The 24,389-nt window shown below is 37.4% G+C and carries 27 protein-coding genes; 7 read left to right on the forward strand and 20 right to left on the reverse strand.

Annotated elements, in window-relative coordinates; all coding sequences use genetic code 11:
- Positions 1–122: 122 nt before the first annotated feature.
- The 4 genes from AC04QZ_RS13050 to AC04QZ_RS13065 all read right to left on the reverse strand — a co-directional run bounded on the left by AC04QZ_RS13050 (position 123) and on the right by AC04QZ_RS13065 (position 2,409).
- Positions 123–653, reverse strand: a complete 531-nt coding sequence (locus tag AC04QZ_RS13050) for a DUF4251 domain-containing protein (RefSeq protein WP_086548941.1) — start codon at positions 651–653, stop codon at positions 123–125.
- A gap of 97 nt (positions 654–750) precedes the next feature.
- On the reverse strand, positions 751–1,191 hold the full coding sequence (locus AC04QZ_RS13055; RefSeq protein ID WP_478358099.1) for a hypothetical protein: 441 nt from the start codon (positions 1,189–1,191) through the stop codon (positions 751–753).
- Positions 1,192–1,471: 280 nt separating this feature from the next.
- Positions 1,472–1,813, reverse strand: coding sequence for a TfoX/Sxy family protein (locus AC04QZ_RS13060; RefSeq protein ID WP_478358100.1), 342 nt, complete (start codon positions 1,811–1,813; stop codon positions 1,472–1,474).
- On the reverse strand, positions 1,810–2,409 hold the full coding sequence (locus tag AC04QZ_RS13065) for a hypothetical protein (protein WP_478358101.1): 600 nt from the start codon (positions 2,407–2,409) through the stop codon (positions 1,810–1,812). Before AC04QZ_RS13065 ends, AC04QZ_RS13060 begins: the two co-directional genes overlap by 4 nt.
- 85 nt (positions 2,410–2,494) lie before the next feature.
- On the opposite strand from AC04QZ_RS13065, the gene AC04QZ_RS13070 reads away from it, so the two are divergent.
- The 4 genes from AC04QZ_RS13070 to AC04QZ_RS13085 all read left to right on the forward strand — a co-directional run bounded on the left by AC04QZ_RS13070 (position 2,495) and on the right by AC04QZ_RS13085 (position 6,462).
- Positions 2,495–3,103 (forward strand): ribonuclease HII, encoded by a 609-nt coding sequence (locus AC04QZ_RS13070; RefSeq protein WP_478358103.1) that lies wholly within the window; start codon positions 2,495–2,497, stop codon positions 3,101–3,103.
- Positions 3,104–3,125: 22 nt separating this feature from the next.
- The gene (locus AC04QZ_RS13075; RefSeq protein WP_478358104.1) at positions 3,126–4,328 is read left to right on the forward strand and encodes a glycosyltransferase family 4 protein; all 1,203 of its coding nucleotides are present in this window, start codon (positions 3,126–3,128) and stop codon (positions 4,326–4,328) included.
- Between the two features lie 255 nt (positions 4,329–4,583).
- Positions 4,584–5,663: a glycine cleavage system aminomethyltransferase GcvT gene (gcvT, locus tag AC04QZ_RS13080; RefSeq protein WP_086548946.1), complete on the forward strand. Its 1,080-nt coding sequence runs from the start codon at positions 4,584–4,586 to the stop codon at positions 5,661–5,663.
- 82 nt (positions 5,664–5,745) lie between these two features.
- Positions 5,746–6,462 carry a 2-phosphosulfolactate phosphatase gene (locus AC04QZ_RS13085; RefSeq protein WP_478358105.1) on the forward strand — a complete coding sequence of 239 codons (717 nt, stop codon included), beginning with the start codon at positions 5,746–5,748 and terminating at the stop codon, positions 6,460–6,462.
- 106 nt (positions 6,463–6,568) lie between these two features.
- Here the strand turns inward: AC04QZ_RS13085 and AC04QZ_RS13090 are convergent, their stop codons facing one another.
- The 4 genes from AC04QZ_RS13090 to gldB form a co-directional block, all read right to left on the reverse strand.
- Positions 6,569–7,408, reverse strand: a complete 840-nt coding sequence (locus tag AC04QZ_RS13090) for a hypothetical protein (RefSeq protein ID WP_478358106.1) — start codon at positions 7,406–7,408, stop codon at positions 6,569–6,571.
- Between the two features lie 152 nt (positions 7,409–7,560).
- Positions 7,561–8,355 (reverse strand): M12 family metallopeptidase, encoded by a 795-nt coding sequence (locus tag AC04QZ_RS13095; protein WP_478358107.1) that lies wholly within the window; start codon positions 8,353–8,355, stop codon positions 7,561–7,563.
- Between the two features lie 316 nt (positions 8,356–8,671).
- Positions 8,672–9,442 (reverse strand): patatin-like phospholipase family protein, encoded by a 771-nt coding sequence (locus AC04QZ_RS13100; RefSeq protein WP_108197491.1) that lies wholly within the window; start codon positions 9,440–9,442, stop codon positions 8,672–8,674.
- Between the two features lie 66 nt (positions 9,443–9,508).
- On the reverse strand, positions 9,509–10,543 hold the full coding sequence (gldB, locus tag AC04QZ_RS13105; protein WP_478358108.1) for a gliding motility lipoprotein GldB: 1,035 nt from the start codon (positions 10,541–10,543) through the stop codon (positions 9,509–9,511).
- A gap of 30 nt (positions 10,544–10,573) precedes the next feature.
- On the opposite strand from gldB, the gene AC04QZ_RS13110 reads away from it, so the two are divergent.
- Positions 10,574–11,257: a porin family protein gene (locus tag AC04QZ_RS13110; RefSeq protein ID WP_478358109.1), complete on the forward strand. Its 684-nt coding sequence runs from the start codon at positions 10,574–10,576 to the stop codon at positions 11,255–11,257.
- A 48-nt stretch (positions 11,258–11,305) separates the two neighbouring features.
- Positions 11,306–12,946: an NAD+ synthase gene (locus AC04QZ_RS13115; RefSeq protein ID WP_478358110.1), complete on the forward strand. Its 1,641-nt coding sequence runs from the start codon at positions 11,306–11,308 to the stop codon at positions 12,944–12,946.
- Positions 12,947–13,162: 216 nt separating this feature from the next.
- On the opposite strand, the gene AC04QZ_RS13120 is transcribed toward AC04QZ_RS13115, so the two are convergent.
- The 8 genes from AC04QZ_RS13120 to rsmI all read right to left on the reverse strand — a co-directional run bounded on the left by AC04QZ_RS13120 (position 13,163) and on the right by rsmI (position 19,719).
- On the reverse strand, positions 13,163–13,936 hold the full coding sequence (locus tag AC04QZ_RS13120) for a hypothetical protein (protein WP_478358111.1): 774 nt from the start codon (positions 13,934–13,936) through the stop codon (positions 13,163–13,165).
- 129 nt (positions 13,937–14,065) lie between these two features.
- Positions 14,066–14,482, reverse strand: a complete 417-nt coding sequence (locus AC04QZ_RS13125) for an OsmC family protein (protein ID WP_086548955.1) — start codon at positions 14,480–14,482, stop codon at positions 14,066–14,068.
- Positions 14,483–14,685: 203 nt separating this feature from the next.
- Complete coding sequence (locus tag AC04QZ_RS13130; RefSeq protein WP_086548956.1) at positions 14,686–15,435, reverse strand: M57 family metalloprotease; 750 nt, start codon at positions 15,433–15,435, stop codon at positions 14,686–14,688.
- Between the two features lie 138 nt (positions 15,436–15,573).
- On the reverse strand, positions 15,574–16,080 hold the full coding sequence (lspA, locus tag AC04QZ_RS13135) for a signal peptidase II (protein WP_478358112.1): 507 nt from the start codon (positions 16,078–16,080) through the stop codon (positions 15,574–15,576).
- Between the two features lie 18 nt (positions 16,081–16,098).
- Positions 16,099–16,599, reverse strand: coding sequence for a hypothetical protein (locus AC04QZ_RS13140; RefSeq protein WP_478358113.1), 501 nt, complete (start codon positions 16,597–16,599; stop codon positions 16,099–16,101).
- Positions 16,596–18,209, reverse strand: coding sequence for an apolipoprotein N-acyltransferase (gene lnt / locus AC04QZ_RS13145; RefSeq protein ID WP_478358114.1), 1,614 nt, complete (start codon positions 18,207–18,209; stop codon positions 16,596–16,598). The genes AC04QZ_RS13140 and lnt overlap by 4 nt, the downstream gene beginning before the upstream one ends.
- Positions 18,210–18,313: 104 nt before the next feature.
- Positions 18,314–18,967 (reverse strand): PH domain-containing protein, encoded by a 654-nt coding sequence (locus tag AC04QZ_RS13150; RefSeq protein ID WP_086548959.1) that lies wholly within the window; start codon positions 18,965–18,967, stop codon positions 18,314–18,316.
- Positions 18,968–19,005: 38 nt separating this feature from the next.
- Positions 19,006–19,719, reverse strand: coding sequence for a 16S rRNA (cytidine(1402)-2'-O)-methyltransferase (gene rsmI / locus AC04QZ_RS13155; protein WP_029277358.1), 714 nt, complete (start codon positions 19,717–19,719; stop codon positions 19,006–19,008).
- Positions 19,720–19,817: 98 nt separating this feature from the next.
- Between rsmI and serS the strand changes: the two genes are divergently transcribed.
- Positions 19,818–21,089 (forward strand): serine--tRNA ligase, encoded by a 1,272-nt coding sequence (gene serS, locus AC04QZ_RS13160; RefSeq protein ID WP_086548960.1) that lies wholly within the window; start codon positions 19,818–19,820, stop codon positions 21,087–21,089.
- A gap of 199 nt (positions 21,090–21,288) precedes the next feature.
- Here serS and AC04QZ_RS13165 read toward each other — a convergent pair whose 3' ends face one another.
- The 4 genes from AC04QZ_RS13165 to AC04QZ_RS13180 all read right to left on the reverse strand — a co-directional run bounded on the left by AC04QZ_RS13165 (position 21,289) and on the right by AC04QZ_RS13180 (position 24,319).
- Positions 21,289–21,603 carry a seryl-tRNA synthetase gene (locus tag AC04QZ_RS13165; protein ID WP_029277363.1) on the reverse strand — a complete coding sequence of 105 codons (315 nt, stop codon included), beginning with the start codon at positions 21,601–21,603 and terminating at the stop codon, positions 21,289–21,291.
- 97 nt (positions 21,604–21,700) lie between these two features.
- Entirely contained in the window at positions 21,701–22,387 is a 687-nt protein-coding gene (locus AC04QZ_RS13170) for an SIMPL domain-containing protein (protein ID WP_478358115.1), read from the reverse strand.
- A 582-nt stretch (positions 22,388–22,969) separates the two neighbouring features.
- A complete protein-coding gene (locus AC04QZ_RS13175; RefSeq protein ID WP_029277369.1) occupies positions 22,970–23,422 on the reverse strand; it encodes a cold-shock protein in 453 nt (150 codons plus the stop codon).
- A gap of 357 nt (positions 23,423–23,779) precedes the next feature.
- Positions 23,780–24,319, reverse strand: a complete 540-nt coding sequence (locus tag AC04QZ_RS13180) for a GNAT family N-acetyltransferase (RefSeq protein ID WP_478358116.1) — start codon at positions 24,317–24,319, stop codon at positions 23,780–23,782.
- Between the last annotated feature and the right edge of the window lie 70 nt (positions 24,320–24,389).

The following is a 24,389-nucleotide window of genomic DNA, read 5'->3' on the forward strand; positions in this document are numbered from 1 at the left end:
GTGAAAGAGTAATCGTCATCTCGACTGAAGCGTAGCGAAATGGAGAGATCTGCTGTGATAGATTTCTCGGCTGCGTTGCACTCCGCTCGAAATGACGGTTTATCGAGCCGGAGTCCCCCCTTCTAATCCTGTTTCTTCGGCTCATCTAAATAACCATTAAAAATAATGGGTTGTTTATTCATGCTGCTTGCTGTTAACGAAGCATAACCATTGGTTGAAATGTTTATCGTAAACCGATAATTTTCTCTTTTCACATCCTTTGTATTAATCTGGATTGTGTACGATCCTTTTTTATTCTTCGATTCCGTATAGGTAAAATCTTTTGAAGTAAATTTAATACCACCCTGTGTAGGATCCATCGGGGCAGAGAAAGATCTGCCATAATAAGGCAGATAAGCAACAATACTGTCTTTGGTAACCCTAACATCGTATTGCGAACCCGATAAGTTGATAGAAGAACCACCCTGACTACCTGGCATCATGGCCAATACTCTGCTAATGTCGTTGTTCGACATCGGCAGGGCAGTGTTAGCAACAAAAGTATAATTTTTATCTGCTACAATTTTTACTGTAGTTTCCTTATTGGTTTGGGCAAAAGATTGAAATCCAAGCGAGAGAAGTGCTAGACTCAATATTAAATTTAAACGTTTCATAATGTGTGTTTTAAATGTGTAACAATTTAAAGATGCACAGACTTGAAAGATTCCATAATAGTGCCAGAAAATGGAAGGTAGCGTAAATTTAACGTTTTTAGTTTTTATATAAAGGGTTTACCTTTTCTGAATAACTCGATTTGTATAAAGGATTACTTTTTTCTGTTGCAGAAGCACCTAAAGCGGTGAATTTATACGTACCCACAGCAAGGTTATTAAGTTCTATCTCACCATTTTCGTTCGTGATTAGCGTAATTAAACTTCCGCCAGGATTTTTGCCACCTTTCACAATTATCCCACCAATTGGTGATCCCGCTACCCGCGATTTGGGATTAGTAGCAGGTACTGAAATGATAAATTTATAATTCCCTGCGCTGGCGTTGTTAAATTCGATTTCCCCATTCTGATTCGTCACTAGTGTAATGGTATGGTCTCCAGGGTTTTTGCCGCCTTTCACTACAATACCGCCTATTGGTTGCCCCGCCACAAAACTGACTTCACCCGTGGCAACATCTAGTTTGCCTTTAATAGACTTCATAAGGCAAGGGAAATGCGATTCAGGGTAATTTAATTTACAGTAATCACAATAATGCCCTTCCGGTGCCTGAACCCTTAATGGTTGCGTATTTGTTTCCTTAGTTTCTGTTGATGTACTGGTTCTTTTAACCTGAGCTTGAATGGTAAATGAAATGCATAGCAGACATACTGCTATAAAAGCCCGTTTTTTCATAATATTTGATTAGTAAGATAAAATTAATCAAAAAATATGGCTCTTGCTAGTTTTTGAAGAGGGATGAGGCAATAACTTTTTTGTGTGATCATTTCTTTTTAGATGCCTTGGCAAAGGGGTTGAAGGCCAGGGCAAGCTTAACCCAGAAATCGAGTTCATCATTCCGGCTCAAAACATCTTCTGATACAGCAATATAACCATTCATTGGTCTGTCGCCCATAATCATCTGCTGCCAGCCATCTTTATGTGAGATGCTTTCTAAACTATTTGGATCGAGCCGTACCATCAAGCTATTCTTAGAAACACCAAGGCACATTTTACCATTAACCATAAAAACAAGTCCGCTGAACATTAGTTTTTCTTCTACATCGGCTATATGCATCAACCGTTCGGCCACGCGAAGGGCTAAGGTTTCGTTGTATGCTCTCATAATTCAGTTGTATGGTCTGTTGAAACAAATTTGATTCCTTTTGATATGAAGAAATTTTTGAGCAGACTAAATTTTTCAGTGCAATTTTCTCCAACTTTTATTTTTTTTGAACTAAACTTCATGCCCAGGCAATCGAAACAGATTTCTATATAAGCAATTACTTTTCTCTCATTGTTAAAGAATAATATAGCATTGTGTGGATCATAACAAGCCGTTCTCTCTATAATTACGCCATATTTTTCGGATATATAACCATAATTAAAAAATAGATCGGTCAGCATATCAATATCTGCTTTAGTAAGCCTAATTTCTTCTTTAACCAACCCACTATTCAAAATGCCTTTTTTCACTGGTAAATGACTTGAAAATTCTGATATCGTATCTTGAAAAGATATTATGGATACAAATTCTGTTCGATTAAAAGGATAAAATAGTTTCCTTTTTGCAGCACTAAATTTATCTCTATGCATGCATTGGGAGTTCTTCTCCATTAATGAATACTGCTCTTCAATTGATAAATTTTCTAATTCTTTATTTTGTGCAAACAACGAACTACACATTAAAAAGAAACAAAAGGTATTTAAGATTTTTAACATGCTTGATGCTTGTGGTGTTCAAAACTAAATTACATCTTTATCAACCAATTTTCAATAATCTGACGTTATTCTTTAAATTTGCAACATGTTGTTAAACTGCTATCAGGAAGAATTATTAGAGGCCGGATGTGATGAAGCTGGAAGAGGTTGCCTCGCTGGTCCTGTTTTTGCTGCGGCGGTTATTTTACCAAAAGGTTTTGTACTGGAAGGACTAAACGATTCGAAACAGCTATCTCACGAGCAAAGAGCTTTACTGAGACCCATTATAGAGCAGGAGGCTTTAGCCTGGGCGGTTGCTTCTTGCGATCATGAAGAGATAGATCGGATCAACATTTTAAATGCTTCGTTTCTGGCCATGCATCGGGCGATCGAAAGATTGCATACCCAGCCACAATACCTGATCATTGATGGCAACCGCTTCAAAACCTATCCACAAATTCCACATAGCTGCATTATTAAGGGCGATGGTAAATATTTAAATATCGCTGCAGCCTCTATATTGGCAAAAACGCACCGGGATGAATACATGACCAACCTGCATCTCGATTTTCCGCATTATAACTGGCAACAGAATAAAGGATACCCAACCATTGCACACCGTAAGGCTGTAATCGAAATGGGCCTATCGCCTTTTCACCGCAAAACTTTTAATGTAAGCGATCCTCAGTTAGAACTGTTTTCAAAAAACGCCTAAAATTTCGTATTTTCACAACATCGTGAAAATTCTGTTGATTACTAAGCGGGTTCCCTTTCCGCCAAATAGTGGTTATCCCATTGTGGTTTATAATACCATAAAAGGTTTGCTGCAACTTGGTGCAGATATTACTTTGTTTAGCCTCAACCCCACAAAAGGACGGATTGATATCGAAGATATATACGATCCTATTTTTGAACAGATTAAATACCACACCTACGATTTAGATACCGATGTAAATGTGTGGTCGGCATTTTTTAATATTTTCACCAACGAATCCTATAATGTTTCCAGGTACTATAGCGAAGATGCTGCGCGGCAGTTAGAAAATCTCCTGCGCGAAAATGTGTTTGATATCATCCAGTTTGAAGGACTCTTTGTCGTGCCTTACCTGGATGTGGTTAAGGCAAATAGCAATGCAAAGCTGATTTACCGGGCGCATAACATAGAGTTTACTTTGTGGGAACGTCTTTCTCATTCAGAAAAGTTTCTTATTCGGCGCAAATACCTAGCTTTTTTAGCGCAACGGCTTAAAGCGTATGAAACGGATCAGATTAACCGTTTTCACCAGATTTTTGCCATTTCCGAGCCCGACCGGCAAAGTATATTGAGGTTTGGCTGCGAAATTCCAATGTCGGTTTTTCCAGTTGCCATCGATCTGGAAAAATATAAGGTAGATAAAACCAAAACCAGTTTCCCTACACTTTTTCATCTGGGTGCGATGGATTGGCGGCCAAATCAGGAAGGATTAGAATGGTTTTTGGATGATATCTGGCCCGATATTGAAAAACTGAATAAAGACCTGCGTTTTTATATTGCGGGGAAAAACATGCAGAAACATTTCTTCGAATACGATTCTGAAAACCTGATTGTAGAAGGAGAGGTTTTCGATGCCGTAGAATTTATGAATTCGAAGGCGATTATGATTGTTCCTTTAATTTCGGGTACCGGCATGCGGGTGAAAATTATTGAAGGCATGGCCATGAAAAAATGCATTATTGCTACAACTACAGCTGCTGAGGGCATCAATTGCCGGCATGGACATGATATTTTAATTGCTGATTCTGCAGATGAATTCTATCGCTCCATTTTACAATGCATCATCAACCCTAAACGTTGGGTAGAGATCGGAGAGAATGCCCGTAAAACGGTCGAAACCGACCACGGCGTACATTTAATTTCCAGCAAAATGCTGAAGATTTACGAAGAATTGGTGCGCGCGTAAGTATATAAGAGTTGACAAATTTTCTATGGACTTGGAAAGAAAAATTGTCAACGCTGGAAATCTCTTAAATAGATGCTGAAACAAGTTCAGCATGACGATTACGATAAGCAGTCTTCTAAAAAACTCCTTAAAATTAACCTCAAAATTTTGTCTTTTTCTTAGTAGTTTTGCCCCACGAAGAATAAAGATGAAATCATCATATTGAGAATTAATAAATTACAATCGCTTCATTATCATAAAATATAAAATTTACGGATGAAAAACACCGCATTAACAGAAAAACACATCGCTTTAGGCGCTAAAATGGTTCCATTTGCAGGTTACAATATGCCTGTTACTTACGAAGGTATTAACGCCGAACATGCAACTGTTCGTAACGGTGTAGGTGTTTTTGATGTAAGCCACATGGGCGAATTTATTCTTAAAGGTGAAAATGCATTAGATCTTATTCAGCGTGTAACCAGTAATGATGCTGCTAAATTATATGATGGAAAAGTTCAGTACTCTTGTTTGCCAAACAAAGATGGTGGTATTGTAGACGATCTTTTGGTTTACAAAATAGACGATAAAACCTATATGTTAGTGGTAAACGCTTCTAACATTGAAAAAGACTGGAACTGGATTCAACAATTCAATTCGAAAGATGTTGAAATGCACAATATTTCTGATCAAACTTCGCTTTTAGCCATTCAGGGACCAAAAGCAGCAGATGCTTTACAAACATTAACTGATGTTGATTTGGCATCAATGGAGTATTATACTTTCGTTAAAGGTACCTTCGCTGGTGTTGATAACGTAGTGATTTCTGCAACAGGTTATACCGGAGCTGGTGGTTTCGAGATTTATTTCGAAAACCAATATGCTGATCAGATTTGGGATGCCATTTTTAAAGCAGGTGCGCCATACAACATTCAGCCAATTGGCTTAGGTGCCCGCGATACTTTACGTTTAGAAATGGGTTTCTGTTTATATGGAAATGATATTGATGATAGCACTTCACCTATAGAAGCTGGTTTGGGCTGGATTACAAAATTTTCTAAATCTTTTACCAATTCAGAAGCATTATTGGCTCAAAAGGAAGCTGGTATTCAAAAGAAACTGGTTGGTTTCGAAATGATCGATCGTGGTATTCCGCGTCATGATTATGAAATTGCTGATGCCGAAGGAAATATTATTGGTAAAGTAACTTCTGGTACCCAGGCACCTTCTTTGCAAAAAGCAATTGGTATGGGCTACATCGCAAAAGATTTCACTAAAGAAGGAACTGAAGTTTTTATTTTAATCCGCAATACGCCAATTAAGGCTAAAGTGGTTAAGTTTCCTTTTTATAAATAAGGCTTGGGGTTTAAGGTTTAAGGCGTAGGACAGATCCTCATAACCTTAAACCTTTCGCCCTTCACCTTTCACCTCTCTTTACATGTCAAAAAAAATAGAAGTTTGTTTAACTCCGGCCTTAATCGACTTGTACGATATAGAACAGAGTATTGTGGTCGTGATCGACATTTTAAGAGCTACTTCATCTATTACTTACGGGATAGATAATGGCGCTGAAGCGATTATTCCTGTAGCTAATGTGGAAGATTGTTTAGCTTATCGCGATAGCGGATTTTTATTGGCAGCAGAACGAAATGGAGAAGTAGTAGCAGGATACGATTTCGGCAATTCGCCATTCTCTTATACCCACGAGAAAGTAAACGGAAAAACGGTTGTTTTAACTACGACCAATGGCACCAAAGCCTTACATTTGGCACAAAAAAGAGCCTATCAGGTTGTAATTGGATCTTTCCTGAATTTAGATTTTCTTTGCGAATATTTGAAAAGCCAGGATAAAAACGTGCTTTTGCTTTGCGCGGGATGGAAAGATCAGTTTAATTTAGAAGATACTCTTTTTGCTGGTGCAGTGGTGAATAACCTGCGTCAAAATTTCGAACATTTTGATGATTCCAGTGTGGCTGCTGAAGATTTGTATGCCCTGGCTAAAGCAGATTTAAGGAAATACCTTCACAAATCATCACATAGCCATCGCCTGGCGCAGTTGAATATAGAAGAAGATGTTGTTTTCTGTTTGCAGCTCAATCTTTGCAAAACCATTCCGGTATTGGAAGGCGAACGTTTGGTGGCCTTAAAAAGATAAAAAATAAAGTGATATAGTCTCTGTTATCGTGAGGCTTTGTTTTATTGACGATAAAATCGCGTTTCTCATCCATCCTCGTTACAAACGAGGACAATATATCGCGGCCTTAAAAGCTAAAATTTAAGCCTAGTAATATGGCGTTTTTTCTAAAATTTGCCCCATTAAATTGAGTTTCTTCAGTTGGCCGGCTATTAAAATAGGCTTTATCTACGCCAGAGTACGTGTTGATGTTATTGATCTTGTAGTTAAGTTCTAACTGTAAACTTTTGTTTAATGGTACAGCCAGATTGATATCGCCACTTAATGCAAAGGAATTTGCCTTATGCGTAAAGCTTACAGGTTTTGCAAAATCGGGGATTAAATTCCAGTTGGCTTTTGCCGAATAAGTATAAAAACCACCTAAAACTGTGGCGCCCACACTAAATTTCTGCGTTTTAAAAACAAATTCTGCTCCGAAATCGAAACCTTTATATCGTGCTTCATAAGTAGAGTTTAAGCCTTTGCTGTCAGGGTTATTTGCACTTTCTAACAGATGAAATTTTTGCTGCTGGTAGGAGAGCCCGGCAATTGGATTAATGTTAAATTGCCCAAACTTTAACAGTTGGTAACTGAGCTGTAAATCGGCATTGTATAAGTAACCTTTATTTGCGTTGAGCAGGTCAAAATAAAATGCACTTTGCCGGTTATCATCTGCATAATCGGTATCTTCTGCTTCACCCTTAACTATGTTGCTGTATTGGTTGGCGGCCTTAATACTGAGCCGGTCGGTGATATGGTATTTGATGTCTAATCCATAACTTGGTCCTTTAATGTTTTTCCAGATCAGTTCTGATAATACATTCGGACTGGTTCCGGCGGCATTACCGGCAATAGACCAATCAAATTTAGATTGCTGAATACCAAAATAAGGTTTTACCTCCCATCGAGGAGATGGGTTTTGTGCCAATGCACTTATGTAAAATAGAAGGAGGGTTAAACAGGTTAAAAATGGTTTGACAAATGAAATCCGTAAAGCAATCAGCATATCTATTTTTTATTTTATAGCAGAAAAATACACATAGTGGCTAATATTACCACTATGTGTAATTATTTTATTTTCTAAAATGGATATACTGAAGCAATAAATGATTTATCAGTAGGTGATAATACGGTATTCCATCCCACTTCGAAATCGCCGATGGTTAATTCATTCGGAACCGAATAGTGCATGATCGAATATTTGTCATAAGCACTATAATTGGTTTGTGTAGTGCTATATTTTGCAAATAAATTATTGTCTACATCTGCCTGGGTCCAATAATTTGGCGCTGCAGCATAATAAGCGTAAACAGCAGGTTTATCCCAAGGAATGGCCACTAATGGGTGTTGGTGCTCATGGATTAATCCTAAAGCATGACCGAATTCGTGGATTACCACGCGGCTATATTCCGAATCTGCTGTACTTGAGGTTAACCAACCGTAGTTCATGGTTGCACCAGTACTAGGTGTTGATTTTCCAATATATGACCAAGATCCATCTCCACTCACAAAACTTACCCTGATTTTAGCTGTATTGTCGTTTGTTACGAAGTTGAATTTGATGTTTGCATATTGTTCCCATGCTTTCGCATATTGGATAACTTTGGCCCTGATGGCTGCCGTGCTTCCATTTAAACTCACTTTGATTGTGGTTCCCGGAGTCCATTTTGTTGACTTTAGAACGGCGCCTCTAGGAGTAGTACCATCTAAAGATCTTTCGGTACAGATCTGGATATTACCAAGCGGATTAACAGCAGTTGTTTCTGGTTTTTCTAAATCTGCCGTTTCTGTTGGTCTTTCTTTTTTACAGGCGAATAATACTGTGGTTAGCGCAAGGGCTGTTAATAAGGTTTTATTTGATTTTAAGAATTTCATGTTTTAGGTTTTTTTAGGTAAAAAAATTAATGATCTGTTTTTACTGAAAATCAAGTTAGAAAATGGTAAAAACAGGAATTCTTCTTCTTTGGAAAAGAATAATTAGGTTGAAAAACATAGATAGACATTTAGGTTTTATTCCTTCGTATTTGCGAAGTATAATCCTAAAGTAAAATATTAATATGTTAACACCAAGAGAATTGTAATATTTTTATTGCATAAGTGTATGTTTTACACTATATTTTTGATGAATATTTTCTATTTATGTGTAGTTGTAGAATTACATTTTTAAAGCCTTATAATTTGGAATAGCTTATTATTTTGTAATTAATTCAGAAATTGTCGGACTATTTTTAATGGTAATCAGGGCTTCTTCGTGTGCCAGCCAATAAATATCTTCAGCACGTTTCATATCGAACGTACTAATGGCGCCTAATCCTTTTGGTTCGATTAACACATTACAGAATTTTGCTTTTCTTTCCATATCGTGGTTTATCGACATTATACCTGCTCGACCCATTAAATTGGTAATACCTGTAATTTTATCAACCGGCTTAAGGTGGTTACAAGAAGAGCCGATAATGAAATCGCATTCATCCATCAAAGGTTCAACCGGGAAATTATTTAAAATACCGCCATCCACATACATCTGGCCATCAATCATAATGGGTTTAAAAATACCGGGAATACAGCTAGAGGCATGAATAGCCCTGATAAGCGGTCCTTTTGTAAAATAAACCAACCGGCCTTCGCTAAAGTTTACGGCAGCAATGGTTAAAGGTATTTTAAGCTTCTCAATCGAATCTTCAGGAAAATATTCCTTTAAAATTAAAGCGGTATTCTCAATATTAATTAAGCCTAAAGAACCTACTGCCGGGCGTACAAAGCGCCAGAGTTTTGTTTTAAGGAAAATATTTAATCCTTCTTCGGGATCTATGCCAGCAGCAAAAAAGGCTCCGGCTATTGCTCCTGCACTTGTTCCACTAATGTGACTAAAGGTAATACCCAAATTGCTAAAGGCCTTTAAAACGCCTAAATGTGCTATTCCCCTAATGCCTCCGCCTGATAATACAATGCCAACTTTCATTCTTTTGGGTTAATGGTTTGAACTGGTTAATCCTTTAACTGTAAACTGATAACTGCCAACCGAAAACTATTTCTGTTGTTTCGGTTTATACTTCGATTGATTTAAAATTTTCTGCGCATCGTTATCTGCCATTAACTGTTGCAAAGTAACATCAGGATGCGATTTCATATATTTTTTAACAATTTGCCAACCCATCCATACACCCAATTTTGGTGCCGAATCTCTGTTTTCACCTAAACCCGGGGTAAAAGGTCCTTCAGATAAAAACACCTGGATTTTTTGGTAATCAGTTTCATACAGGTAATTGTTCTCCAAAAAATATGCCCAAATATCTCCTTCGAAATTTTGTGCCCATTCTAATTGCTGTTGAGTATATCCGATTTTGGTAGAATCGCTTAAGTTTTCGGGTAAAACCTGATCAAGAAAGTATAAAACCTTTCCCTGGAAGATCATTTTAGATAACAGGGTTCTATTGTCGTCAGGCTCTGCAAAAAGTTCCTCGTGGGCGTAGGTTTCGGCTACGCGTGGCACAATATATTCAGGTGCAAACCTCCTCGAAAGGTATAAGGGTACACTTTGCACAATAGCCCTATAAAATTTGCTGTCTTTACCCAGAAACATGTCCAGGCCAATACCTAAGTAGTTATCGCCCACTGGCATTTGGTAAGCGAAACCTGAAGCAAATGAAATAAACTTTGGAACCTTCGCTTTCGGGTAATAGTACTTAATGTATTTGAAAGTTTCGGTCAATCCCTTTTCCTGTGACTTTAAGTTTGGAAAAACACTATCTACCTCTTTGCTCAAATCGGTATAGGCCTGATCGCGGTATAAATTGGTCAACGATTCGGTATTGGAATATTTACTGTCCAGAATCCGGTGGATAAAATCGTCATAAAATATCCCATACTTTGAAGCAAGCTGTTTATCTACCTCAATTACATTTTTGTTTTTCCCTGCAAACAGCTCGTTATCAAATCTTTCGATTTTGATGTTTAGCTGTATATTACTTACATCGGGCCTGTTGTTTTGCCTGCAGGAAATAAATGTGATGGCAAAAAGAAAAATTAGATAAATTTGCCAGTGTTTTACGTTATACATCATGTACAACAAATATATATAAACACCTATAGCATGAAAAGAATATCAACCATTTTAATTTTGTCTGTTTTAAGTTTTGGCGCATGGGCGCAAAACTCACCGTTAACCAGTTATGGTTTTAGGTTAGGTTTAACCGCTACCCCAACTTTTGGCTGGATTAAACCTGAGCAGGGAAAAACAGATGGAATAGCTTTGGGCTTTTCTTACGGATTAATGGGCGATTTTAATTTTGCCCCGAATTATAGTTTTTCTACTGCCTTAACGGTTACCACTATAAACGGCAAGAGTACAGAGGTAGATCCTTCAAACATTATGCGGCCTACGCCTAATGCGGGTGGTACTGTGGTTCCGGTAGCTTACGATTTGAAATATAAACTTCAATACCTGGAGCTGCCTTTAACGGTCAAATTAAAAACGATAAAAGAAGATGGTAAACGCTGGTATGGCCAGTTTGGTTTGTCCAATTCGTTTCTTTTGGGCGCAAAGCAGGATGCTGTTGGAGCTGGCGTTAAACTAAGCAATGAGAAGATTAACGATTATACGAAATTTTACCGTGCCGGATTAATTATCGGTGGTGGTGGCGAATTTGATATTTCGAACAATACCAGCATTGTGGCCGGTTTAACTTTTAATAACGGTTTCACTAATATTGTAACCGATAAAGCCAGAGATGTTAGAAATCATTATTTGGCGCTTAATTTCGGCGTATTCTTTTAATCTGGATATTTGTCCTGATACCTTTACTAACTACTTGATACATTAACCATGAAAATAGCGCTAGCACAACTCAATTACCATATCGGAAACTTCGAAACCAACACTAAAAAAATAACCGAAAATATTCAATTGGCGAAAGATAAAGGTGCTGATTTGGTTGTTTTTGCCGAACTGGCTATCTGTGGTTATCCGCCAAGAGATTTTTTGGAGTTTGATGAGTTTATTGTATTGTGCGAAAGCGCTGTACAGGAAATTGCCAGACACTGTACAGATATTGCTTGTATTGTTGGTCTCCCAATTAAAAACGAGGTATTACAAGGAAAAGATTTGTTTAATGCAGCCTATTTTATCGAAGGGGGAAAAGTTAAAGCCGTGGTTAAAAAAGCTCTGTTGCCAACCTACGATGTATTTGATGAATACCGCTATTTCGAACCCGCCACACAGTTTAATTGTATCGATTTTAAGGGTAAAAAAATTGCACTGACCATTTGCGAAGACCTGTGGAATATCAACGATAATCCACTGTATGTATCTAACCCGATGGATGAGTTGATTAAGGAACAGCCGGATGTGATGATTAACATTGCGGCATCTCCTTTCTCTTATACCCATGATGATGAACGGATTAAGGTGTTGGGCGATAATGCAAAGAAATATAATTTGCCGGTATTTTATGTAAACCAGGTTGGTGCACAGACCGAGATTATTTTTGACGGTGGCTCTTTGGTTTTCGATGCTGATGGAGCTGTGAAAGCAGAAATGAAGTATTTTGAAGAAGACCTTCAGGTTTTTGATCTGGAAGAGGTTGAAAATGTGCGTAATAAATATCCCCAATCTGAAAGATTAACCGATATCGAACAGATTCACGATGCGTTAATTTTAGGTATAAAAGATTATTTCAGGAAATCTGGTTTCAGTAAAGCCGTTTTAGGACTGTCTGGTGGAATTGATTCAGCTGTGGTTTGCGCCCTGGCTTGTCGCGCTTTAGGCCCGGAGAATGTAATGGCCGTTTTAATGCCTTCTAAGTTTTCTTCTGACCATTCGGTTCAGGATGCTTTAGATTTGGTTAATAACATTGGTTGCATGCACGAAATTGTGCCCATTAAAGAAGTTGCCGAAGCTTTTGATCATATATTGGCACCAGCTTTTAAAGGGCTGCCTTTTAACCTTGCCGAAGAGAATATCCAGGCCCGTATCCGTGGCATTATTAATATGGCCATGAGTAATAAATTTGGTTATATTTTATTAAATACCTCGAATAAAAGTGAGTGCGCAGTGGGTTATGGTACCTTGTACGGCGATATGTGTGGTGCCATTGGTGTAATTGGCGATGTGTACAAAATGCAGGTTTTTGAGCTGGCGAGGTACATTAATAAAGAAAGGGAAATTATCCCGATCAATACCATTGTTAAACCACCATCAGCAGAGTTAAGGCCTGATCAAAAAGATTCTGATTCCTTGCCTGAATATGAAATTCTCGATAAAATATTATATCAGCACATCGAAAAGAAACAGGGCTCGAAAGCCATTATTGCTCAGGGTTTTGATGAAGCACTGGTACTGCGGATTTTGAAAATGGTTAATATTGCAGAATTTAAACGCTATCAAACACCACCTATTTTAAGGGTATCGCCGAAAGCTTTTGGTATGGGCAGAAGAATGCCGATTGTAGGGAAATATATGGCGTAGCGGTTGAAAGGTTAGAATGTTGAACTAGCTAATTGTTTAATTGTTGGGATTGCTAAATGGTTATATGGTCTAACCGTTTTAACTACTGGTTACTACAAACTGTGAACTGCCAACTGAAAATTGCCAACTGAAAACTGCCAATTGGTTAATTGCTAAATTGTTTTTAGGTAGTGATAACAACAAACTGTGAACTGCCAACTGAAAACTGCCAATTGATTAATTGCGATTGAGTTGACTTAACGCAAGTTGCCTAACCTCACTTTCTTTTTCAAAAGCGATAATGTGGTTTAGACTTGCCTGATTGTTCATTTTACCAACTGCAATTTTTCGCACTTCTGCATTACCGTCAAAACAGGCAATATGAAATAGGTTTGCTTGATTATCCATTTTTCCAACCGCAATTTTCCTCACCGCAACATCTTTATCAAAGTTTGCAATGTGAAGTAAATTTGCTTGATTATCCATTTTTCCAATCGCAATTTTCCTTACTGCAACATCGTCATCAAAATTCGCGATGTGAAATAAATTTGCTTGATTATCCATTTTTCCAACCACAATTTTCCGCACCGCACCATCGCCATCAAAGCTTGCAATGTGAAATAAGTTGGCTTGATTATCCATTTTCGCAACCGCAATTTTCCTTACCGCACCATCGTCATCAAAGCTTGCAATGTGAAATAAATTGGCTTGATTATCCATTTTTGCAACCGCAATTTTCCGTACTTCTGCATCATCATTAAAACTGGCGATATGAAATAAATTTGCCTGATTGTTTATTTTACTAACGGCAAGCTTCCTTGTCGCCACATCTTCATCAAAACTGGCCACATGAAATAAACCCTGCTCAGAAGTAGTGTCAATGCCTATAGTATTAGTTTTAGCATCTTCAATATTAGCAGCTGTACTAAAGGAATTTTCGTTTTTACTACTTAAAGTGATACAACTGCTTAAGCATAAAACAGTGCCTAAAAATAAGAGAGATCTTTTCATGTTAACTTAGCTTATAAAACTAAGTTATGAAAAATTTTATGTTTTTAGCTGCAATGGTGAACAAGTTGTCATGCTGAGGTTAGGTGCAGATGCTTCGTAACTCAGCATGACAGAGAAGATTTATTTTATTTATGCTAAAGTAGCATCAACAGTAATTGTGGTGTTTAATAATTTAGAGATCGGGCAGTTTTTTTCTGCATCAGCTACCAGTTCATCAAATTTTTCCTGTGTTAAATTCGGAACAGAAGCCGTTAGGGTTAAATGTGATTCTACAATTTCACCTTTAGATGGATCGAGGTTGATTTCGCATTTGGTTTCCAGTTTATCGGCTGTAAATCCTGCTTCGGTTAAGTTAGCTGATAATTTCATGGTAAAACAGCCTGCATGTGCAGCAGCAATTAATTCCTCTGGATTTGTGCCAACGCCTTCTGCAAAACGCGAATTAAAAGAATATTGAGTATTATTTAAAGTCGTACTTTGTGTAGTGATGTTACCATTGCCTTCTTTAATAGAGCCTTGCCATACGGCTGTTGCATTTCTTTTCATGATTGGATTTTATTTTTAGATTGTTTAACACCTAAAGATAAAAATATGTTTGTTTAATGGCGGTAATTCTTTGTTAAGAAATCATCTTGTTAAAATCATTTTAAATCCTATTTGAATAAGCTTTCCAAAAAAAAGAAGCTGCTTCAAAAGAAACAGCTTCCCTTTCATTACGATCTTTTTAGGTTTTTTATCTGATTTTTAAATTATAAAGGGTACAATACGGCAGTTGCCTGTTTATCCTTTGCTGATAAAACAGTTGCGCCACTTCCACATTGTCCGCCGTTCATTAATGATAATGCATCGGTTCCTCCAACGCCTGGTACATTAATGGTGGTAGATTGGTTGGTGTGTTTAAATGAAATGGTATGTCCGAATTCATGTGTGATGGTTCTTTGTCGCTGTGCAAAAGAGTTGTTTTGAATCAGGTTTTTATTAATCCAAACCGTATTGCCCGCCTTACCGTTAGATGTCGATAAATAAGCCTGTCCACATGTAGAACTGCCGATGGTATTATCTACTTTAATTAGAATATCGTAAACAGTACCTGTTGTAATTACAAATTTGATTTTAGAGTTCGGTACGGTATTCCATTGGTTGATTGCAGAATTGATTTCGCTGATCATGCTGTTTATCGAAGGATCGATTTTAACGCGGATATTACTGCTATTGGTTACAATATTTCCATTGTAATACTGTTCTGTTATCGGTTTTCCGTTATCAGCGGGAACTTCCATGTTTTTGCTAAATACGATATCGCCATCAACAACATAATTATCTCCGCTTTCTACAATCTGTGCATCTGAAAATCCAAGATTTTTGATGTAGGCAAGAACTTTTTGATTTTGAGTGGTTTCGTTTTCCAGATCGGCTGGTACCTCATTTTTTTTCGAACATGAGATCACGACTACTGATAGCAATGCAATCAGCGCAGTTTTTTTGAATAGATTTTTCATAGTTTAGGTTTTTGGTTTAGATCGTAATATGCTGTAATTGAGATTACAGCATAAATATAACATAAATAATACAAGTCTGTATTTTTAATACATATTTTTTGTATTTTTAATTAGTATAGCTTGATCTTGTCTTTTGCCCTAATCTACTGGTTGTTTTAGCGTAGTGTTTCTAATCGATTGAAAAAGCAATATGCCTACCCCAATCATGATCGAAATATCAGCAAAATTGAAAACACCTGTCTGGAAGATATAAAAATCCATATGCATAAAATCGGTAACCGACCCATGTACAATCCGATCGTATAGGTTGCCGATGCCTCCACCGATCAGAAAACACAAAGCAATTTGCATACTGATTGGTAAATTACGTTTGGCAAAGAGGAAATATAAGCCATAGCCCAAAAATAGTAATGGCAAGCCAGTTAAAATAATGAGCCTGAAAATATAAGGCATATTATCGCCAAGACTTAAAAACGCACCGCTATTTTCTACTTTGGTTAAGGTAAAACGGTCTTTTATGATGCTGATATGCTCGTAATCGCTAATCTCGGTACGCACAATTTTTTTAGAAATCTGATCGCAGCCAAAATTTAAGGTGAGTAATAATAATAAAACAGACCACCTAAGGTTTTTAAACTGTTGCATGTTTTTATAATTAAAAGTTTAATGATATGTTAATTCCATCTCTGGAATCATTAATTCCTTACTTATCTCCGGTATTAGTTTTTTAAGATATGATTCTTTTTCCTTATCGGCGTTTACGAAATACCAGTTTTTACCAGAGTTGTAAGATATGCAGAGCAGATAATTTATAGCCTTAGCTTTTTTCTCTTTAATTTTCATTTCAGAAATCTGCGGCAGTATACATTGAATTATCTGTACAGATTTTAGTATTTGTTGAGGAGTTCCGACTTTAATATTGATATAGGATATACCTTTATCTGCAACGAAATTCATGGCCTTTCTAAGGACTGCTTGTGCAGAGTCAATTCCACCCATAAGTACAATAATTTTTGGGTGGGTATATTTAAGTAAAGATTGGTAATCATTATTTTTATATGCGACTAACATCGCATTTGATTGTTTATCCAGACTATCTAAATAAAATTGGGCTTTAACTTTAAATCCACCAAATAAGAACAGAAAACAAACTAGTATTTTCATTTTTTTACCCATTTTCTATAAGGAATAATCAAGGATAGGATGACCGCTAAAACACTCAATATTTGTGCAATGATATCGCCGCTTTTTACGTAAAAAGTAATCTCGTCATTTAAATTAATGTTTGCTTTAATGGCTGTTCTTGTCCACCATTTGGTGCATTGTGTAACATCGCCACGTTGATTGATAAAACAGGAAATACCCGTATTAGCCGAGCGGGCCACATCACGGTGGGTTTCAATTGCCCTCAGTTTAGCGTACATCATATGCTGGTCTTTACCCGAGGTATTTCCCCACCAGCCATCGTTGGTAATAATGGCAATAAACTGAGCACCATCTTTAATCTGCATACCAATCCAGTCGCCCCATAAACTTTCGTAACAAACAACAGGGGCGGCACCAATGCCACTTTGTGCATACAATACGCTTGGTTTTTCCTGCCATCCCCAGCCGCTTACACTTCCGCCTAATTGTGAAAACACACCATCCATAAAAGAAAATACTTTAGGAAAAGGCATTTTTTCGGCTCCCGGAACGAGTTTCGATTTATGGTAAAACTGAACATTAGCCGAATTTTCTACCTGCATGGCCGAATTGAAATTATCTAAAAACATCCCGTCAGGATATTTCTTTGCCGATACGGTTTTTTTATCATTGTACCACCGAATGCTTTCAATTCCAGTAATCAGTGTTCCGTTTTTATATTTATTTAAGAAATTTTGTAAACTAATGAAATCAGGATTACTCCGGATTCTATCCTCATCTGCGTAATTTGGAATGGCCGTTTCAGGCCAGATAAAATATTCGGTATTGGTTTGCCCGATAGAATCTGATAAGTGTGTTAATATTTTAATCTGCTCAGCAGTGGGAATATTTTCCAGCTTTTGATAAGGATCGATATTTGGTTGAACCACGACCACGTTACTTGGGGTACCTTTCTGCCCGGCAGTGAAATATTTGGTTAATGAAATACTGATGGGAATAAGTACCACTAAAGCCCAGATTCCTGCGGTTCTTAACCTTAAATAACCGGTTTGGGATTTGAATTTTTTGTAGGCCTCAAATGCTAAAATATTGCTCACCAAAATCCATAATGAACCTCCGTAAACGCCAGTGTAATCGTACCATTGTGCCAACTGGTGCATGCCTGCCAAACCATTTCCTAAAGTCATCCAGGGGAAAGCTAAATCCCAGGTTTGCTGTAAATATTCTAAAGCGATATAAAAAGCAATTAACCCAAGGTAGGCGATTTTTCTGTTGACGTATTTGCCCAAACGATAATATAACCAAAAGGCAAAAGTCATTAAAAGTGCCCCTAATCCGTAAGGAATTAAAGAAACAGGTAGGGCTACTGCCGCGCCATTGTAGGCACTTATGGCGTTATACACCCAGTAAATTGATGCGGTATTCCAAACTAAAAAAGTTAGGCCTGCGGTTAAGAAAATCCTTTTACCCTGTTTTTTGATGTTCGCATGGCCAATGGCTTCCAGGGCGATAAACAAAGGAACCAAGCCAATCAGTAATAATGGGGTGGTAAAGGGCATTGGTGGCCAGGCTAGCCAAAGTAAAAGTGCACTTAAGAGGGCGAGGAGGTAGGTTTGTTTCTTGTTCATTTTAAGTGCTGGCGCAATATTGTCATCCTGAGCTTGTCGAAGGACTAATTAATTATAATCTGGCGTTTCGACAAGCTCAACGTGACAACTCGAGGGGATTAGTTTTACAAACTATCTAAAATATTTGCTTTTTTAGCTTCGTATTCTTCCTGCGTAATGAGGTGTTTATCGTACAAAGTTTTAAGCTTGCGTAATTTTAAGGTGGTTTCGTCTTCCGGTTCTTCAACTACCTCAGCAATCTGGATCACAGGTTGAACGGGTTCTGGAGTTGGTTCGTAAGCCGGAATTTCGGCAAGGGGTTGAGCGTTCAAGCTAATCGGAGATGCTGTTGCACGGTTTTCTTCCAGTTTTTGCTGACGAAGCATTTCCTTATATTCTTCTAATTGCTGATTCGCAGCCTGATGTAATTTACGCGCCTGTACTTTCGGAATAAATTCGGTTACAATATTTTCGCCATGCTGGGGTACACAGATAAATTTAGAACCAAAAAATTCTTCTTTAAACGACACCTCTTTTATGCTTTTCCACGAAATATCCTTGAAATTCATGGTTAAGCCTAAATTACCTGGCTCGCAATAAAAAATACGCTTGTTCGAAATCGCGATGCTATCTGGTAACAAGTTTACTGCCGGTTTTTTCTGTACCGCTAAATATAAAAGTTCTTCGCCTGTTGTTAAAAGGTCGTTTAATTTTCCAATAACTTTTTCAACCGCTTTTGGGTCTTGCTCGTCACTCAGAAATCTATCTATGCTAATCATAATGTTTTTAAAATTGGTGTGTTGCTTATTTTCTGATGCTACTCTTCAGCATCTTCATATTTGTTTTTGCTTTTAATGTTGGGTTTCCCCGCTATGCAAATTACAAATTCTCCTTTTAAAGTATTGTTTTCAAAATGTGATTTTATTTCTACTAAAGTTCCGCGTACGGTTTCTTCGAACATTTTGGTCAGTTCTCTACTTACCGATGCCTGCCTATCGGCGCCCAAATACTGTGCAAATTCCTCTAAAGTTTTTAATAAACGGTGCGGACTTTCATAAAGTATAATGGTGCGGTCTTCTTCGGCCAATTTTTTGAACTTAGTTTGTCTGCCTTTTTTAACCGGCAAAAATCCTTCGAAACAAAAGGCATCTGCAGGTAAGCCCGAGTTAACCAGGGCAGGTACAAAAGCTGTTGCACCGGGTAAACACTCTACGGCAATATCATTTTTAATGGCTTCGCGTACCAGGAAGAAACCCGGGTCGGAAATGGCAGGTGTTCCGGCGTCGGATATCAGCGCAATTTTTTGCCCTTCATTTAGAAACTTAATAATCTCAGAAGTGGCCTTATGTTCGTTGTGCTGGTGGTGCGAGAAAACTCTTTTATCGATGCCAAAATGTTTGAGCATCGGGGCGCTGGTACGGGTATCTTCAGCGAGGATTAAATCGCATTCTTTTAATATACGGATTGCCCTAAAGGTCATATCCTCCAAATTGCCTATGGGCGTTGGTACGAGAAATAGTTTGCCATCCATATTTCAGTTTGCAGTTTACAGTTAACGGTTTGCAGTTTTTTCCAAACTCCTTACCCCAAACTCCAAACTCTTGCTATCTTTGCTTAAAAAATTAAATAATGCTGCAAGTTAACTATATCCGCGAAAATAGAGAGAAAGTTTTAGAACGTTTAAGTATCCGTAATTTTAAACAGCCAGAACTGGTAGACGAAATCATCAAAATAGATGAAGATCGCCGTTCTACACAAACTTCCCTGGATAATATTTCCGCTGAGGCTAATGCAGCTGCCAAACAGATTGGCGATTTAATGCGTACGGGTAAAAAAGAAGAAGCTGAAGCGATTAAAGCGCAAACTGCTTCTCATAAAGAAAATATCAAAAACCTGAGCGATAAATTAAACGAGCTGGAAACGGCTCAGCATAATTTAATTGTGCAGTTGCCGAATTTACCATATCATTTAGTCAAACAGGGATCAACTGCAGATGATAACGAGATTGTTTTAACACATGGTGAACCTGCTCAGTTACCAAGCAAAGCTTTACCGCATTGGGAGCTTGCGGCGAAATATGATATTATCGATTTCGAACTGGGTGTAAAAATTACTGGTGCTGGTTTTCCTGTATATAAAGGAAAAGGTGCCAGGTTACAACGGGCACTTATCAATTTCTTTTTAGATCATGCTACTGCAGCAGGTTATAAAGAAATGCAGGTACCTCACCTGGTTAATGCTGCTTCAGGTTTTGGTACCGGGCAGTTACCCGATAAAGAAGGGCAGATGTATCATTCAACAGTTGATGATTTATATTTAATTCCAACTGCCGAAGTTCCGGTAACCAATTTATACCGTGATGTAATTGTTAAGGAAGAAGATCTTCCGATTAAAAATACCGCCTATACACCTTGTTTCCGTAGAGAAGCAGGTTCTTATGGCGCGCATGTACGTGGTTTAAACCGTTTACACCAGTTTGATAAGGTTGAAGTTGTGCAGATTACACATCCTGATCAATCTTACGAAACTTTAGAAGATATGAGCCTATATGTTCAGTCTCTTTTACAGGAACTGGGCTTACATTACCGTGTGTTGCGTTTGTGCGGTGGCGATATGGGCTTTACTTCGGCCATGACTTACGATATGGAGGTTTGGAGTGCTGCTCAAGAGCGCTGGTTAGAAGTTTCTTCTGTATCAAATTTCGAAACTTATCAGAGTAACCGTTTGAAATTGCGTTTTAAAGGAAAAGAAGGTAAGGCGCAACTGGCTCACTCCTTAAATGGAAGTGCATTGGCGTTACCACGTATTGTGGCTTCGATTTTAGAAAACTACCAAACTGAGAACGGTATTAAAATTCCGGAAGCTTTAGTGAAGTATACCGGATTTGATATTATTGATTAGTCTTAGATAAATCGTCATTGCGAGGTACGAAGCAATCTTAATGCGCTAGCACAATGATGAAGCATCAAATTAAGAATTTATAAAAGGGTGAGATTGCTTCGTCGTTCCTTCTCGCAATGACGATATTTCTCATAAAAAAAAGCTTTGCATTGCTGCAAAGCTTTTTGTTTTTTATATAGATAGATGTGATGCGTATTGATTATAAAATCAGGATCAACAATAAAATGATGATGATGATTGCGCCAACTGAAAGGTAAACACCTCCAGAAACTGCACGGGCTTGCCCTTTTAATTCTCTTAACTCGCTACGTAATGCTTTACGTTCTGCTCTTGTTAAGTTCGATTTGTCCATGTCTCTGATTTCTTCAACACGGGTTTTAATTCTTTCCAGTTTCACGGCTTGTTCAGCAGTTAATTCTGTTGGGTTTTTCGCAGGTTTATCAGCTGCCTGAGCTGAATTAAAACTAATGCCTAAAGAGAAAACCAAGGCTAGCGTGTAGATGAATTTTTTCATAATATCTAATTTTTTAGTGTTCGACCTCTACGTAACAAAAAACCTACCAAAATGTTCTGGTAGGTTTTAAAAAGCCCTGATTTAACAATTAAAATTCTTATTTGATTTCAAAAATGGCATTTACCGTGAAATTCAGCTTAATTTTTTTGAAATCAATTTCAGGGGCGCCAGCCGCATCAGCCATTTCAGCTTTCATTGCATAATTTCTATAAACAGGTTGTATTACATTGTCTCCACCATCTTGTATCTCAATTACACCACCTAATTTATCGCCTAATGCTTCGACCATGTAAGCTGCTTTTTCTTTTGCAGCCAATAAAGCTTTAATTTTAAGCTCTTTTTTTAAGCTTTCAATTTTAGAATAATCGTAGCTTTCAATATTCGTATTGGCAATTCCTTTGGCATCAATCGACTCTAGTATGGCGTTGAATTTATTCAGATCGCTAACTTTTAAACGATATTGTTTGCTCGCTAAGAAATCGGGATTTTTCTTTTTTTCTGTAGCGTAGTTCCAGCTGCTTAAATTGCTAATGGTTAAATTTTCTTTTGCAATGCCCGCTTTTTGTACAGCGGCATACAATTGTTTTTCCAGTTCTGTAATGTCTACTTTTTTCTTGCCGTTTAAGTATTCTTTAAGTGAAATGCCGATGTAAATAATATCGGGAGTTACTTCTGTTTCTGCAGTTCCGCTAACATTAATTTTTCTGCGTAAATCTACTTGTTGAGCCATCGCTGTTGATAATCCTAAAAATGCAACCAGTGCAAGTGCTATTAACTTTTTCATAATGTATTTTCTTTGTGTGTACGTTAATGATGTAAACCGTGCACAAATTCCACACCGAGATTAGAAAAATTTTTATTTTTTTTGAAAATGGACAGCAGTAGTTGATGGCAAAACCTGTCCCGCTATACACTTTAGCCCCGAAGAAAAATCGGGGGCTTCCGTTGCTATCGGGTTTATTAACAAAGGTTTATGCAACTGGCAAAAAGACAATCAGAATAAAACAATTGCTGCAACAATAAGTTTTAACCTGAAAAATATTATTCTTTTTATAGTGTAAATATTTTTCATGTATTTCCTTCTTTGAAAGAACCATTGTTTTAGCTACCTAAACCCGACAGAGCGGATAGCCCGGAATGGAAGCGCAGCGAAATGAGGAAAATAGCGATGGCGGGACCGGATTGGCCTATGCACACTAAAACCTGATTTTCTAAAATAAATAGAAAGAATAAAATTTTGCGCAAGGTTTTATGCTTAAATAGACGGAATTATATATGGTTATAAAACCTAGCGCAGCAGAGTTTTCTGCAGAATTTTAATCATGTTTTGCAATTAGGAATTGCAAAAAGAATTGAATTGTGGTTGTTAAACCTTTGATACTTTAACAGCAGTTGGTCCTTTTTGACCCATTTCTACTTCGAACGTAACTTTATCACCCTCTTTAATCTGAGTGATTAAACCATTTGCGTGAACGAAAATACTGTCTTGTGTTTCAGTGTTTTTAATAAAACCGTAACCTTTACTGTCATTAAAGAATGTAACTGTTCCTTTTTTAACAGGATTTTCATCGATGATGTCTTCTTGTCTTGAAATACCGATCTGAATATCTTCGGTGTTGATTACTTTCTTTTTCTTCGGATCTGGTGGAGTTGAAGAGATGTTTCCGTTTTCATCAACATAAGCCATCATATCTTCAAGCGCTAAACCTTTTTTTGCATTAGCCTGACGCTCTTCTTTTTTCTCTTGTTTGTCTTTTTGTTTTTTTAATCGTTTTTTTTCGTTCTCTTTTTTACTGTATGTTGCCTGAGATTTAGCCATATTTTATTTAATTGTTTTGTTTTGAAAGGTGAGTGGAAAGGAGAATTATACAAAGATAACAATACTAAAGCATAAACACGATTTTATTCGGTTATGCTCTTGTCATTTGGGTTTGTATAGTATAAAGGCACAGATTTACACGGAATTAAGTCTTTTCCCTTTCATAGTCCTGATTTGCAACTAAGATGGAAGGATACGGCCATTTTACCGCTAATGGATAGTTTAATGCATTACAAATGCGGATCTCAGTCATCCTCGTTACAAACGAGGACGATTGGTGAGTTATGGTTTATACCTTTTCCGTGATTTCAGTGTTTCCGTGGCAAAATTTCATTGTAAAAATGAGTGCTTAAAAATTTAAGAGGCTTTATTTATCCATTTATCTTTATCGATCTGATAAACGAAATTCCATTTTAGTGGCTCACCATAATAGGCTACTTCCAATTCAGCAATTTTAAAGGCTCCTAATTTTTCTGTTGCTTTTTGTGAACGGAAATTAGTCGCACCAATATGTAAGATTACTTTATCCACAAATTGAAAAGCATAATCGAGCATTAAAGCTTTTAAAGCCTTGTTGTGCCCCTTTCCCCAAAACTCACGTGCAATAAAAGTATAACCAACGGCAACGGAGTGGTCTGTTTCATCTAATTCGTAGTATCTGGAACTGCCCACAACTTTATTGGTTTCTTTTTCATAAACAATAAAAGCACCCTTCGATTCTATTGCACCCTTAAAGAAATTTTCGAAAACCCCTCTTTTATAGCGGTCTTTGTTGGGATGCTGCTCCCAGATTAGCGGATCGGAAGCTACGGCGAAAAGAGCTTCAAAATCTTCTTCCTTTAAAGGGACTATCGTAATTAAATCGTTTGCCAATGTAGGCTGTAAATCGAAATTCATATGGCTTGAATATAAAAACAGCCGGCTTTGCGGCCAGCCGTTTGTTATTAATTATTAGATTTCTCCATTC

This window comes from Pedobacter folensis, from assembly GCF_056490665.1.

Bases quoted from the DNA above. Each gene is read 5' to 3' on its own strand.
- AC04QZ_RS13050 (WP_086548941.1), bottom strand. From the start codon at position 653: ATGAAACGTTTAAATTTAATATTGAGTCTAGCACTTCTCTCGCTTGGA.
- AC04QZ_RS13055 (WP_478358099.1), bottom strand. From the start codon at position 1,191: ATGAAGTCTATTAAAGGCAAACTAGATGTTGCCACGGGTGAAGTCAGT.
- AC04QZ_RS13060 (WP_478358100.1), bottom strand. From the start codon at position 1,813: ATGAGAGCATACAACGAAACCTTAGCCCTTCGCGTGGCCGAACGGTTG.
- AC04QZ_RS13065 (WP_478358101.1), bottom strand. From the start codon at position 2,409: ATGTTAAAAATCTTAAATACCTTTTGTTTCTTTTTAATGTGTAGTTCG.
- AC04QZ_RS13070 (WP_478358103.1), top strand. From the start codon at position 2,495: ATGTTGTTAAACTGCTATCAGGAAGAATTATTAGAGGCCGGATGTGAT.
- gcvT (WP_086548946.1), top strand. From the start codon at position 4,584: ATGAAAAACACCGCATTAACAGAAAAACACATCGCTTTAGGCGCTAAA.
- AC04QZ_RS13085 (WP_478358105.1), top strand. From the start codon at position 5,746: ATGTCAAAAAAAATAGAAGTTTGTTTAACTCCGGCCTTAATCGACTTG.
- AC04QZ_RS13095 (WP_478358107.1), bottom strand. From the start codon at position 8,355: ATGAAATTCTTAAAATCAAATAAAACCTTATTAACAGCCCTTGCGCTA.
- AC04QZ_RS13100 (WP_108197491.1), bottom strand. From the start codon at position 9,442: ATGAAAGTTGGCATTGTATTATCAGGCGGAGGCATTAGGGGAATAGCA.
- gldB (WP_478358108.1), bottom strand. From the start codon at position 10,543: ATGATGTATAACGTAAAACACTGGCAAATTTATCTAATTTTTCTTTTT.
- AC04QZ_RS13110 (WP_478358109.1), top strand. From the start codon at position 10,574: ATGAAAAGAATATCAACCATTTTAATTTTGTCTGTTTTAAGTTTTGGC.
- AC04QZ_RS13115 (WP_478358110.1), top strand. From the start codon at position 11,306: ATGAAAATAGCGCTAGCACAACTCAATTACCATATCGGAAACTTCGAA.
- AC04QZ_RS13120 (WP_478358111.1), bottom strand. From the start codon at position 13,936: ATGAAAAGATCTCTCTTATTTTTAGGCACTGTTTTATGCTTAAGCAGT.
- AC04QZ_RS13125 (WP_086548955.1), bottom strand. From the start codon at position 14,482: ATGAAAAGAAATGCAACAGCCGTATGGCAAGGCTCTATTAAAGAAGGC.
- AC04QZ_RS13130 (WP_086548956.1), bottom strand. From the start codon at position 15,435: ATGAAAAATCTATTCAAAAAAACTGCGCTGATTGCATTGCTATCAGTA.
- lspA (WP_478358112.1), bottom strand. From the start codon at position 16,080: ATGCAACAGTTTAAAAACCTTAGGTGGTCTGTTTTATTATTATTACTC.
- AC04QZ_RS13140 (WP_478358113.1), bottom strand. From the start codon at position 16,599: ATGAAAATACTAGTTTGTTTTCTGTTCTTATTTGGTGGATTTAAAGTT.
- lnt (WP_478358114.1), bottom strand. From the start codon at position 18,209: ATGAACAAGAAACAAACCTACCTCCTCGCCCTCTTAAGTGCACTTTTA.
- AC04QZ_RS13150 (WP_086548959.1), bottom strand. From the start codon at position 18,967: ATGATTAGCATAGATAGATTTCTGAGTGACGAGCAAGACCCAAAAGCG.
- rsmI (WP_029277358.1), bottom strand. From the start codon at position 19,719: ATGGATGGCAAACTATTTCTCGTACCAACGCCCATAGGCAATTTGGAG.
- serS (WP_086548960.1), top strand. From the start codon at position 19,818: ATGCTGCAAGTTAACTATATCCGCGAAAATAGAGAGAAAGTTTTAGAA.
- AC04QZ_RS13165 (WP_029277363.1), bottom strand. From the start codon at position 21,603: ATGAAAAAATTCATCTACACGCTAGCCTTGGTTTTCTCTTTAGGCATT.
- AC04QZ_RS13170 (WP_478358115.1), bottom strand. From the start codon at position 22,387: ATGAAAAAGTTAATAGCACTTGCACTGGTTGCATTTTTAGGATTATCA.
- AC04QZ_RS13175 (WP_029277369.1), bottom strand. From the start codon at position 23,422: ATGGCTAAATCTCAGGCAACATACAGTAAAAAAGAGAACGAAAAAAAA.
- AC04QZ_RS13180 (WP_478358116.1), bottom strand. From the start codon at position 24,319: ATGAATTTCGATTTACAGCCTACATTGGCAAACGATTTAATTACGATA.